Annotated in this window: 10 protein-coding genes, 4 tRNA genes and 1 pseudogene; 11 read left to right on the top strand and 4 right to left on the bottom strand. The window is 36.5% G+C overall.

The window, feature by feature from the left end:
• The 3 genes and pseudogenes from A9G35_RS12805 to A9G35_RS01840 form a co-directional block, all read right to left on the bottom strand.
• Positions 1 to 348, bottom strand: a pseudogene (locus tag A9G35_RS12805) (helix-turn-helix domain-containing protein); the annotation flags it as partial.
• Positions 349 to 554: 206 nt separating this feature from the next.
• Positions 555 to 1,184 (bottom strand): dihydroxyacetone kinase subunit DhaL, encoded by a 630-nt coding sequence (gene dhaL / locus A9G35_RS01845; protein ID WP_065561432.1) that lies wholly within the window; start codon positions 1,182 to 1,184, stop codon positions 555 to 557.
• 1 nt (position 1,185) lies between these two features.
• Positions 1,186 to 2,190 (bottom strand): dihydroxyacetone kinase subunit DhaK, encoded by a 1,005-nt coding sequence (locus A9G35_RS01840; RefSeq protein ID WP_065635433.1) that lies wholly within the window; start codon positions 2,188 to 2,190, stop codon positions 1,186 to 1,188.
• 287 nt (positions 2,191 to 2,477) lie between these two features.
• Here A9G35_RS01840 and tcdA point away from each other — a divergent pair, with 287 nt between their 5' ends.
• From tcdA to nusG, 9 genes are all read left to right on the top strand, one after another.
• Positions 2,478 to 3,272, top strand: coding sequence for a tRNA cyclic N6-threonylcarbamoyladenosine(37) synthase TcdA (gene tcdA, locus A9G35_RS01835; protein WP_065561433.1), 795 nt, complete (start codon positions 2,478 to 2,480; stop codon positions 3,270 to 3,272).
• A 291-nt stretch (positions 3,273 to 3,563) separates the two neighbouring features.
• Positions 3,564 to 6,260, top strand: a complete 2,697-nt coding sequence (adhE, locus tag A9G35_RS01830) for a bifunctional acetaldehyde-CoA/alcohol dehydrogenase (protein WP_065561434.1) — start codon at positions 3,564 to 3,566, stop codon at positions 6,258 to 6,260.
• Between the two features lie 153 nt (positions 6,261 to 6,413).
• A tRNA-Thr gene (locus A9G35_RS01825) sits at positions 6,414 to 6,489 on the top strand.
• A gap of 33 nt (positions 6,490 to 6,522) precedes the next feature.
• Positions 6,523 to 6,607 (top strand) — tRNA-Tyr (locus A9G35_RS01820).
• 55 nt (positions 6,608 to 6,662) lie between these two features.
• Positions 6,663 to 6,737 (top strand) — tRNA-Gly (locus A9G35_RS01815).
• 3 nt (positions 6,738 to 6,740) lie between these two features.
• Positions 6,741 to 6,816 (top strand) — tRNA-Thr (locus A9G35_RS01810).
• A 183-nt stretch (positions 6,817 to 6,999) separates the two neighbouring features.
• Complete coding sequence (tuf, locus tag A9G35_RS01805) at positions 7,000 to 8,184, top strand: elongation factor Tu (RefSeq protein WP_065635432.1); 1,185 nt, start codon at positions 7,000 to 7,002, stop codon at positions 8,182 to 8,184.
• A 134-nt stretch (positions 8,185 to 8,318) separates the two neighbouring features.
• On the top strand, positions 8,319 to 8,720 hold the full coding sequence (secE, locus tag A9G35_RS01800; protein ID WP_065560456.1) for a preprotein translocase subunit SecE: 402 nt from the start codon (positions 8,319 to 8,321) through the stop codon (positions 8,718 to 8,720).
• 1 nt (position 8,721) lies between these two features.
• Positions 8,722 to 9,267 carry a transcription termination/antitermination protein NusG gene (gene nusG, locus A9G35_RS01795; RefSeq protein WP_034913625.1) on the top strand — a complete coding sequence of 182 codons (546 nt, stop codon included), beginning with the start codon at positions 8,722 to 8,724 and terminating at the stop codon, positions 9,265 to 9,267.
• Positions 9,268 to 9,485: 218 nt separating this feature from the next.
• Here nusG and A9G35_RS01790 read toward each other — a convergent pair whose 3' ends face one another.
• Entirely contained in the window at positions 9,486 to 10,037 is a 552-nt protein-coding gene (locus A9G35_RS01790; protein ID WP_065635431.1) for an HPP family protein, read from the bottom strand.
• 180 nt (positions 10,038 to 10,217) lie between these two features.
• Here A9G35_RS01790 and A9G35_RS01785 point away from each other — a divergent pair, with 180 nt between their 5' ends.
• Both A9G35_RS01785 and A9G35_RS01780 read left to right on the top strand, forming a co-directional pair.
• Positions 10,218 to 10,790, top strand: a complete 573-nt coding sequence (locus tag A9G35_RS01785) for a TetR/AcrR family transcriptional regulator (RefSeq protein WP_065560458.1) — start codon at positions 10,218 to 10,220, stop codon at positions 10,788 to 10,790.
• A 135-nt stretch (positions 10,791 to 10,925) separates the two neighbouring features.
• On the top strand, positions 10,926 to 11,778 hold an 853-nt coding region (locus tag A9G35_RS01780; protein WP_081300083.1), incomplete at its 3' end, for a helix-turn-helix domain-containing protein.

Genomic DNA, 11,778 nt, shown 5'->3' with positions numbered 1-11,778 from the left:
TCTAAATCGTGACGTAGCCAAATAGAGCGTACCCCACTCCCTGACACCATGATGCCTTCTTGACGAAGTTGATTGGCAACTCGATGTTGCCCATAAGCTGGATATTCATAGGTCATATTGACAACGGCTTGTTCTATATGTGGCTCTACCCGATTTTTTTCGATAGGCTTTTTACGACTGATTTCTTGAAGTGCAAACTCACCCCCCTTGCTCATACAGTTTTTTAAAGCGATAATAACTATCTCGACTGTATCCCATGACTTTGCAAGCTTGTTGAACGTTACCGAGTTGATTAGCTAATTCTAAAAGTCCTAATTTAGGTTTAATGATTTTGGCGGTTTGATTTATTTCTGACTCTCCTTTTTGTGTTATAAAATAACTCAAATGTCAGATTAAGTAAAGACTATTATATGTTTTTTTAGGCCATTTTTTAATTTATTTAATAAAATCCAAATTAAAAATCCTGTTTATGGTTTAAATAAAAAATAAACCCCGAATTATATCGAGGTTTGTCATCAATCTGAAATCCGCCGATATCATCGGCGGATCTTTTTTTATTGGGTTTGAATATATTCATTCATGAATTTCAAAATATATGCCATTGAAACCGAACCAGGATCCATATGACCAATTGCTCGTTCACCTAAACTTTTAGCTCGACCAAATACAGCGATCATTTGTTTCGTTTTTTCTGCGCCTTCCATAGCCGATTGTGCTATTTTAGGTAGCGCATCCATTAACTTCGAAGATGTTAATTGACTTGCCGTTGTTGCACTAGCGGCTAAGGCATCAACCATAGTCTTATCCCCTGGTTTAGCGTTGCCACGTTGATAGACCGCCTGCCAACCTTCATTAAGTAGTTTTGATAGTGCACTTGAATCAAATTCTGTGATTCCAGTAATACTTTTTCCTCCTGCTCTAAATAAAGTACCAAAAATTGCCCCTGAAGCACCGCCCATACTTGTCATTAATTTTGTGCCAATTTGAATAAAAAAATCACCTATGTTAGTTGGTTGAAATTTTTCATCTTGTAGTAACACAATGATCGCAGCGAATCCCCGTTTCATACCAATGCCGTGGTCACCATCTCCCACAATTTGATCTAAAGATGTTAATGTTGGTTCGCTTTCAACCATTTTTTCGGCAGTGAATAACATCATTTTGCGAACTTGTGATAAATTCATTTTATTTTCTCCATCCTAGTGTTTTGCAAGGTAAATCATAAAGATGTTGTAGTTCTTGATCTAACTTTATTAAGGTAATTGAAAAGCCGGACATTTCAAGTGATGTACAAAAATGACCAACAACAACATCGTGGCTGATTATGCCTCGAGTATCAAGTTCAATACCTACTTTACGTGTTATGATGAGAAGCTCGGTGTTACTAAGTGCGCCCAAATTGTTAATTAGTACACACACACGGTCGCCGTTTTTGAAAGGCAAATCATCACAAAGGCGATTTATCATATCCTTGACAACTTCATCAGATGATGTTGTTTCTTGCCGGCGTAACCCAGCTTCACCATGGATGCCGATACCAATTTCAATTTCGTTATCTTTTAATTCAAAATTGAATTTATTTGACTGAGGTAATGCGCATCCATCTAATGCTACCCCTATAGTACGAACGTTGTTGTTGGCTTTTGATACTACTTGATAAAGGCTTTCAAGATCGTATTTTTCAAATTGTGCCGCAGCACCAGCAATTTTGTACAAAAACATAATACCCGCAACACCTCGACGATCAGAAATTTTTGATAGTGGTGCTGAAGCAATATCATCAGTAGCGCGAATTGTTTTAGTAATAATATTATTTTCAGCTAGTATTTCAGCTGAAATATCAAAATTCATTCCGTCTCCAGAATAGTTGCCATATAAAAATAGTACACCTTTCCCTTTTTCTATAGTTTTGGTTACTTCAATGATTTGATCTGGTGATGGTGATGTGAAAACCTCACCAAGAGCACAGCCATCAATACCACCATTACCAATGAATCCAGCAAAGGTTGGTTCATGTCCACTGCCACCGCCCGAGACAATGACAACTTGATCGTTGGCAATATGATTGCCATAAACGGCGCAATAATCTGAAATTGCAGTTAATTTTCCCTGATAGGCATAAATCAACCCCTGCATAACTTCTTGCCTTACATTATTTGGATTATTAAGTAGCTTTTTGGGTTTTCGCATTCATTTTTCCTCTTAAGTAATCATAGTTAACAATGTTTATTGTAGAAAAAACTAATAATTCAAACGAATACAATTAATGACAAATAATATCCTACTGATTGCTCATCATCGGGATGATGTAGTTCATTTTTATGATGAGTTATTAATTTGGTTTTTTATTCATGAAAGGTATAATATCTCTAATACTTATTGATAAATTCTTTATACAAAGAATATTACAGTTATAATTTGTAAAAAAGTTTCAGGAGAGAAAGTGTTTTAGTATAAAACACTATTATTAATTATTGATGAATAAAGAATCTTATTTTCAACGTTTCAGCGGTATAGCTAGGCTTTATGGTGAGTCAGCTTTGCAATGTTTTTCGCAAGCGCATATTTGTGTAATTGGTATTGGTGGTGTAGGTTCTTGGGTTGCTGAATCGCTAGTGCGTAGCGGTATAGGTCAAATTACCCTAATTGATATGGATGATGTTTGTGTAACAAATACAAATCGCCAAATTCATGCTTTAAAATCCAATATTGGCAAACCTAAAACCTCGGTTATGGCTGAACGTATTTTACAAATTAATCCTGAATGTATCGTAAATGAAATTGATGATTTTATTAATGCGGATAATGTTGGCGAATATTTAGGAACAAAGCAATCTCCCCATTATAACTATATTATTGAAGCAATTGATAGTGTATACGATAAAGCGGCTGTACTTGCATATTGTAAGCGACAAAAATTGAAAGTGATTACCATTGGTGGAGCTGGTGGGCAAAAAGATCCAACCCAAATTAAAATTTCAGATTTAGCCAAGACAATTCAAGATCCATTGGTAGCGAAGTTACGAGAGAAACTAAAGCATAATTATAAATTAAATAAAGATAGTAAAGGTAAATACGGCATTCCTTGTGTATTTTCGACTGAGCAATTAACATACCCTTCTAAAAATGGAAAAGTGTGTTTAACAAAAAGCGAAGCAGATGGACCAAAAAAAATGGACTGTGAGTCAGGGTTTGGTGCAATTACAACAGTTACAGCTACTTTTGGTTTTGTGGCGGTTAGTTATGTGCTAAATAAATTGTGTAACATATAATTTTTAAAACTAGCCTTTTTTCTTCCATAGCAAATTCTATTAATGATAACCACTTTTGAGTAGAAGTGATTGCCTTTGTTTTATATCTATTTCTTTTTTACTGATTAAATGCATAAAAAAATCAGTTGCTTTTAGTAACATGCTTTTTTTTATTCAATATATTATTGTATAAAGTAAAAATCTGATTTACGATAACGTCAATTTCGTTTTGTCATTATGCTTAAGCATTAAATAGTTTCAAGGAAGACGCCAAACGATCCCGATTTATTTTTTAATTTCAAGGAGAAATCTATGGCAGTAACTAACATGAATGAGTTAAATGAGTTAATGGCTCGAGTCAAAAAAGCACAGGAAACTTATTCAACTTATACTCAAGAACAAGTAGACAAAATCTTTGTAGCCGCTGCGACAGCCGCCGCTGCGGCACGTATTCCACTTGCGCAACAAGCTGTTGCAGAGTCAGGAATGGGAATTGTCGAAGATAAGGTTATAAAAAACCTTTTCGCCGCTGAGTATATTTTAAATAAATATCGTCACGATAAGACTTGTGGAGTCGTTGCTGAAAATGAACCATTCGGTACTATTACTATAGCAGAGCCACTTGGTATTATTTGTGGAATTGTTCCAACAACTAACCCAACTTCAACAGCGATTTTTAAATCATTAATTAGTTTAAAAACTCGCAATGCAATTGTCTTCTCTCCACACCCTCGTGCCAAAAAATCAACCATTGAAGCTGCTCGAATTGTTTTAGATGCCGCAATTAAAGCAGGTGCACCAAAAGATATTATTGGTTGGATTGACGAGCCATCTATCGAATTATCAAATGCATTAATGCACCACGATGATGTGTCTGCTATTTTAGCAACCGGTGGACCAGGCATGGTAAAAGCAGCTTATAGTTCAGGTAAACCTGCGTTAGGCGTTGGAGCAGGTAATACACCAGTTGTTATAGATGAAACAGCTGATTTGAAACGTGCTGTTGCCTCAGTACTTATGTCTAAGACATTTGATAACGGGATGATCTGTGCATCAGAACAAGCAATTATTGTTGTTGATTCTGTCTATGATGAAGTACGTCGTTTATTATCTCAATATGGTGCATATGTCTTAAATGCTAAAGAAACTAAAGCAATACAAGGTATTATTTTAAATGACAAAGGCGCCTTAAATGCCAATATTGTTGGTCAGCCAGCAACTAAAATTGCTGAAATGGCCGGTCTTAAAGTTCCAGCTGGTTCGAAAGTACTTGTTGGCGAAGTAAGTAAAGTTGATTTATCTGAACCGTTTGCCCACGAAAAACTTTCTCCAACGCTTGCTATGTTCAAGGCTAAAGATTTCTCTGAAGCTGTTGATAAAGCAGAAAAATTGGTTGAAATGGGTGGGATGGGGCACACTTCGGTCCTTTATACTGATCAAGATAGCAATCGTGAACGTATTGCTTATTTTGGTAGTAAAATGAAAACTTGCCGTATTTTAATAAATCAACCGGCGGCTCATGGTGGTATTGGTGATTTGTATAATTTTGATTTAGCGCCATCTTTAACATTAGGATGTGGTTCTTGGGGTGGTAACTCGGTATCTGAAAATGTTGGACCGAAGCACTTAATCAATAAGAAAACAATCGCTAAGAGAGCAGAAAATATGTTATGGCACAAACTACCAAGTTCTATCTATTTTAAACGTGGCTCATTACCAGTAGCTTTAAGTGAAGTGGTTGAGCAAGGTGCAAAACGTGTATTTTTGGTAACAGATAAATTCCTATTTAATAACGGTTACTCAAAACAAATCACCGATCAATTAGAAGCACAAGGTGTTATTTGTGAAACTTTCTTTGATGTTGAAGCAGATCCAACATTAAGTGTCGTGCGTAAGGGTACTGATTCAATGCAAGCATTCCAACCGGATACAATTATTGCGTTGGGTGGTGGTTCACCAATGGATGCTGCTAAAATCATGTGGGTTTTATATGAGCACCCAGAAACTAAATTCGAAGAACTAGCATTACGTTTTATGGATATTCGTAAACGTGCTTGCCACTTCCCAAATATGGGGCAAAAAGCAAAATTAATTTGTGTAACAACCACATCAGGTACAGGCTCTGAAGTAACTCCATTTGCCGTTGTTACTGATGATGCAACAGGTCAAAAATATCCATTAGCGGATTATGCTATTACGCCTAATATGGCAATAGTTGATGCAAACTTAGTGATGAATATGCCTCGCTCACTTTGTGCGGCTGGAGGATATGATGCCGTAACGCATGCTTTAGAAGCTTATGTATCAGTTATGGCAAGTGAGTTTTCTGATGGGCAAGCGTTACAAGCGCTAAGCATACTTAAAGCTTATTTACCAGCAAGTTATAGAGAAGGGGCTAAAAATCCTATTGCTCGAGAAAAAGTGCATAGTGCTGCAACGTTAGCTGGTGTTGCTTTTGCTCAAGCATTCCTTGGTGTTTGTCACTCAATAGCTCATAAAATTGGTGCAGCCTTCCATATTCCTCATGGTGTTGCTAATGCGATGTTAATTAGTAATGTTGTGCGCTTTAATGCAACCGACAAACCGACTAAACAAGGTACATTTAGCCAATATGGTTATCCTAAAGCAGTTAGCCGTTATGCCGAAATTGCTGATCATTTAGGTCTAACCGCCACTACGGATAATGATGAGAAGAAAGTCGAGAAATTAATTGGTTGGTTAGATCAACTTAGAAAAGATCTTGATATTCCATTTTCTATTAAAGAATTTGGTGTGGATGAAAAGACCTTCTTGGCTCAAGTTGATCAGCTTGCAGTTGATGCTTTTGATGATCAATGTACTGGTGCAAATCCACGTTATCCTCTAATTGCGGAGCTAAAACAGATCCTTCTTGATACTTATTATGGTCGTGCATATCAAGATAAGGGTGATGTTAGCGAAGATGTAGCTGTACATACAGCAGCTAAAGGTGCAGGAACAACCAAAAAGAAAGTAGTTAAAAAGAAATAACATTAAGTTTATTTTGAACTGAATAAAACCCTGAAATAAGCATATATTTCAGGGTTTTTTTATGTTTTTGATTTATTTTTAAGCAAACAAAATAAAATTTGTTTTTTTTGCTTGCAAGGTTAAATGTTCTAGTTCATAATGCGCAGCACTTAGGCCGGCTTAGCTCAGTAGGTAGAGCAACTGACTTGTAATCAGTAGGTCGCCAGTTCGATTCCGGCAGCCGGCACCATTTTCCTAAGTAGACAAATTTATAAAGATTCGGGGTGGGGTTCCCGAGCGGCCAAAGGGAGCAGACTGTAAATCTGCCGTGTCACACTTCGAAGGTTCGAATCCTTCCCCCACCACCATCATCTAATGTTAGCAATAGCTAATTGAAGCATTTAGGTAGCCGAGTTTGAACATGCGGGCATCGTATAATGGCTATTACCTCAGCCTTCCAAGCTGATGATGCGGGTTCGATTCCCGCTGCCCGCTCCAATTGCTGATATAGCTCAGTTGGTAGAGCGCACCCTTGGTAAGGGTGAGGTCGGCAGTTCAAATCTGCCTATCAGCACCATTCTTGTTAATCTCCTAAACTTCTAAAAATATCAAATTTGCCTGCTTTAGAGCTTGTCACTCGGTAACTTTATCTGTTATCATTCAGAGCTAATTTTAAGTTAGTATTATGTTGATATTAAATATGATACTTGGTTAATGTGGTGATTCACCACCGATTTGTATTACATTTGAGGGACGATAAATGTCTAAAGAAAAATTTGAACGTACAAAACCCCACGTTAACGTTGGTACAATCGGCCACGTTGACCACGGTAAAACAACTTTAACAGCTGCAATTACTGCTGTACTTGCTAAAAAATACGGCGGTCAAGCTCGTGCATTCGATCAAATCGATAACGCACCAGAAGAAAAAGCACGTGGTATCACCATCAACACTTCACACGTTGAATATGATACACCAACTCGTCACTATGCACACGTAGACTGTCCAGGCCATGCTGACTATGTTAAAAACATGATCACTGGTGCGGCACAAATGGACGGTGCTATCTTAGTAGTAGCAGCGACAGATGGTCCTATGCCACAAACTCGTGAACACATCCTTTTAGGTCGTCAAGTAGGTGTTCCTTACATCATCGTATTCTTAAATAAATGTGATATGGTTGATGACGAAGAGTTATTAGAATTAGTTGAAATGGAAGTACGTGAACTTCTATCTCAATATGATTTCCCTGGTGATGATACACCAGTAATTCGTGGTTCTGCGCTTAAAGCGTTAGAAGGCGATGCAGCATGGGAAGACAAAATTGTTGAATTAGCAGAAGCATTAGATAGCTACATTCCAGAACCAGAGCGTGATATCGACAAACCATTCCTATTACCAATTGAAGACGTATTCTCAATTTCAGGACGTGGTACAGTAGTAACTGGTCGTGTTGAACGCGGTGTAATCAAAGTTGGTGAAGAAGTTGAAATTGTTGGTATCAAACCAACTGCTAAAACAACTTGTACTGGTGTTGAAATGTTCCGTAAATTACTTGACGAAGGCCGTGCAGGTGAAAACGTTGGTGTATTACTACGAGGTACAAAACGTGAAGAAATCGAACGTGGTCAAGTACTTGCAAAACCAGGTTCAATCACACCACATACTGATTTCGAATCAGAAGTGTATATCTTAAGCAAAGATGAAGGTGGTCGTCACACTCCATTCTTCAAAGGTTACCGTCCACAGTTCTACTTCCGTACAACTGACGTAACTGGTACTATCGAATTACCAGAAGGCGTAGAAATGGTAATGCCTGGTGATAACATCAAAATGACAGTATCATTAATTCACCCAATCGCAATGGCAGACGGCTTACGTTTTGCGATTCGTGAAGGTGGTCGTACTGTTGGTGCAGGTGTTGTTGCTAGGGTTATTAAATAATCTAAGTATTAGCTACCATAGAAAGGGTATCGATAGATGCCCTTTCTTATCTAGCCTGTTTAGCAAAATGTTTTTAATAAAAGAGCATTTTGGAAAATAGATATTACTATAAATAACATAATTATGGGTTTTATATGCTAGTAAGTAACGAGAGTCAAGATACAAACACTATTCTAGATAAATTTAAGTGGTTTTTAGTTTTAGTATTGATTGCGTTTGTTGTTTGGGGAAATTTTTATTTTGCTGGACCTAATGATATATATCAACCTAATACGATCGTTCGGATTATTGTGGTTGCTGTAATTTCACTATTAACATTGCTAATTGCGATCACAACAAATAAAGGCAAATCATTTTTGTTATTTTTACAAGAATCTAGAAAAGAGTTAAGAAAAGTTGTATGGCCAACTCGTAAAGAAACAGCACAAACAACTTTACTGGTTGCAGCTATCACACTTATTGTTGGTTTAGCGCTTTGGGGAATGGACTCGGTATTCCGTTCAATTATCTTTTATTTAACATTAATAGGGCGTTAATATGAGCGAAACACAACAAAAGCGATGGTATGTTATTCAAGCTTATTCTGGCTATGAAGCTAGGGTTGCACAGTCATTACGTGAATACATCAAATTACATAATATGGAAGATGCATTTGGTGAAGTTTTAGTACCCACTGAAGAAGTTGTTGAAATGAAAAGTGGTCAACGTCGAAAAAGTGAACGTAAATTCTTTCCTGGTTATGTATTAGTTGAAATGATGATGAATGATGCAACTTGGCATTTAGTAAAAAGTGTACCAAGAACAATGGGCTTTATTGGTGGTACTTCGGATCGTCCTGCACCAATTAGCCAACGTGAAGTTGATGCAATCATGAATCGTTTACAACAAATAGGCGATAAACCACGCCCTAAAACACTATTTGAACCAGGCGAGCTTGTTCGTGTTAACGAAGGTCCATTTGCTGACTTTAATGGTGTAGTAGAAGAAGTTGATTATGAAAAAAGCCGCTTAAAAGTATCCGTTTCTATTTTTGGGCGTTCGACACCTGTAGAACTAGATTTTAGTCAAGTTGAAAAGAGCTAATCTTTTGATATAGTTTTTTCACTGAATTAACTGTATCTTTTAGAAAACCACAAGAGTCTATCTTGTGGTTTTTGTTTTTATGAAAGAAATATAATGCCTTTAGAAAATTTGAGAATAATAGTTCTATTGCCAATATATTTTATTAAAGTGAATCGCCAAGGTAGATAAAACCACTATAGGATCATAATTTAACTTATTATTAATATAATATAGGCAGTCTACTCTTTTTTAGATTTTTTTATTCTTTTACCCATATCAAAGTGATATCCCAACCAATAGTTAGGCCAACGTGCTTCGATTCCTATATTATTAACTATTAAAGCAACCATGACTAATAAAACCGAACCTATAAGTACTGGTGTTATCAAGAATGAATAGTTAGTAATTCCAGACATCATGATTAGAATAGGGTTTGCACCAGCTGGAGCGTGAACTACACGTAGTAACTGCATCAATGCGATAGATGTCCCAACTGCTAATGCTATCGGTATAATTCCATTACTAAATAAATTAATGAACAACACACCTATAAAAGACGAAATAAAATGCCCTCCTATAACACTTCTTGGTTGTGCTAATGGAGATTTAGGTGCAGCAAATAACAAGACGCATGTTGCACCAAATGGAGCCATAATTGCTAATGTACCTCCCCACTGAGTGATTACGAGCAAAGTTAAAATCCCTAAAGCACCCCCAATAAATCCTCTCAATATAGCTACTGCGTTAGGTTTAGGTGAGATCACCTCTCCTCCTTTTAATTTTTCTAGCATAAATCTCTCCTGTTTGGTTAATGTGGGATTTTAATAAAACTAGTAAGTCTATTAAGTAAACTGTCTCGTTTACTTAATGTATATTTATTAACCATAAAGGTCAAATATTATTTATAATTAACTATATTAGAGTTGTTGTGATAGAATCAAAAATATTCTAGCAATTACAAATAATAAAAAATGAAATTGAAGCCTGAAATTGTTGATATGATACTTGCTGCGGCTGAATCGCTGTTTAATGAATATGGTTATCATCCTGTTAGTTTAGAGCTTATTGCAGAAAATGCAGGTGTATCAAAAAGAACATTATATAAATATTTTGGTGACAAAAATGGGCTTGTAAGTAAAGTGTTACTTAGGCGGAATGATTGTTTTAAAAAATCACTTACAGATGTTATCGCTGTTTTTTCTGAAAAAAAAGACAAAATCAATGCAATTATTTCATGGCATATAAAATGGTTTAAGAATGATAATTACCGTGGTTGTATGTTTGTACGAGCCAAGTCTGAATATAACAATAAAAGTGAAGAAATATGCGCTATTGTTAGTGAACATAAAAAGTGGATTCAAGATAGGATTTTTGAATGTCTAGGAGGCACAAAGTCATGTGAACAAGCATCTTGCCTAATTATGTTAATACTTGAAGGTATGATATCTTGCACATCCGTTTTTGGTATTGAGGGATATGATTTTGAACAGGCAAAAATGTACATCTATGATATCGTCGATAACATTGGCGAGGATAACCTATGAATTTAAATAGCTGGCTTATAGACAATGGATAGCCATTACCTCAAGCCTATTAACCGAAATGATCAATTTAATTGTAATAGTCTTTACTTAATCTGACATTTAAGTTATTTTATAACACAAAAAGGAGAGTCAGAAATAAATCAAACCGCCAAAATCATTAAACCTAAATTAGGACTTTTAGAATTAGCTAATCAACTCGGTAACGTTCAACAAGCTTGCAAAGTCATGGGATACAGTCGAGATAGCTATTATCGATTTAAAAAACTGTATGAGCAAGGTGGTGAGCTTGCGCTTCAAGAAATCAGTCGTAAAAAGCCTATCGAAAAAAATCGGGTAGAGCCACATATAGAACAAGCCGTTGTCAATATGGCTTATGAATATCCAGCTTATGGGCAACATCGAGTTGCCAATCAACTTCGTCAAGAAGGCATCATGGTGTCAGGGAGTGGGGTACGCTCTATTTGGCTACGTCACGATTTAGAAAGTTTTAAAAAACGCTTAATAGCCCTAGAAGCCAAAGTGGCACTAGAAGGATGTGTGCTCACTGAAAATCAATTACAAGCCTTTGAAAAAGCCAAAGCATCAAAAGAAGCGCATGGTGAAATTGAGACACATCATCCGGGATATTTATGTGCACAAGATACCTATTCCAGACTCGCTTTTGCTAAAGTCTATACCGAGAAAAACAGTCTGATTGCTGCCGATATGCTCAATGATAAAGTCCTTCCTTTCTTTGACAGGGAACAAGTGCCGCTGTTACGCATTCTTACAGACCGAGGTACGGAATATAATGTCCATAAGGAGAGCAATGCTTATGAGCTTTATCTTAATCTAGAAGATATTGAACACACCAAGACCAAAGCCTACAGCCCACAAACAAACGGTATTTGTGAGCGATTCCATAAGACGATGAAAACAGAATGTTATGATATTTTATTTCGACGTAAGATTTACACGCAATTGAGTGAAATACAAAACGATATTGAGC

The organism is Gilliamella sp. Choc5-1 (assembly GCF_001690595.1).
Lineage (GTDB): Bacteria > Pseudomonadota > Gammaproteobacteria > Enterobacterales > Orbaceae > Gilliamella > Gilliamella apicola_M.
The sequence above is the reverse complement of the archived record's forward strand: the minus strand, read 5'-3'. Positions and strand labels throughout refer to the sequence as shown.

Bases quoted from the DNA above. Each gene is read 5' to 3' on its own strand.
- dhaL (WP_065561432.1), bottom strand. From the start codon at position 1,184: ATGAATTTATCACAAGTTCGCAAAATGATGTTATTCACTGCCGAAAAA.
- A9G35_RS01840 (WP_065635433.1), bottom strand. From the start codon at position 2,190: ATGCGAAAACCCAAAAAGCTACTTAATAATCCAAATAATGTAAGGCAA.
- tcdA (WP_065561433.1), top strand. From the start codon at position 2,478: ATGAATAAAGAATCTTATTTTCAACGTTTCAGCGGTATAGCTAGGCTT.
- adhE (WP_065561434.1), top strand. From the start codon at position 3,564: ATGGCAGTAACTAACATGAATGAGTTAAATGAGTTAATGGCTCGAGTC.
- tuf (WP_065635432.1), top strand. From the start codon at position 7,000: ATGTCTAAAGAAAAATTTGAACGTACAAAACCCCACGTTAACGTTGGT.
- secE (WP_065560456.1), top strand. From the start codon at position 8,319: ATGCTAGTAAGTAACGAGAGTCAAGATACAAACACTATTCTAGATAAA.
- nusG (WP_034913625.1), top strand. From the start codon at position 8,722: ATGAGCGAAACACAACAAAAGCGATGGTATGTTATTCAAGCTTATTCT.
- A9G35_RS01790 (WP_065635431.1), bottom strand. From the start codon at position 10,037: ATGCTAGAAAAATTAAAAGGAGGAGAGGTGATCTCACCTAAACCTAAC.
- A9G35_RS01785 (WP_065560458.1), top strand. From the start codon at position 10,218: ATGAAATTGAAGCCTGAAATTGTTGATATGATACTTGCTGCGGCTGAA.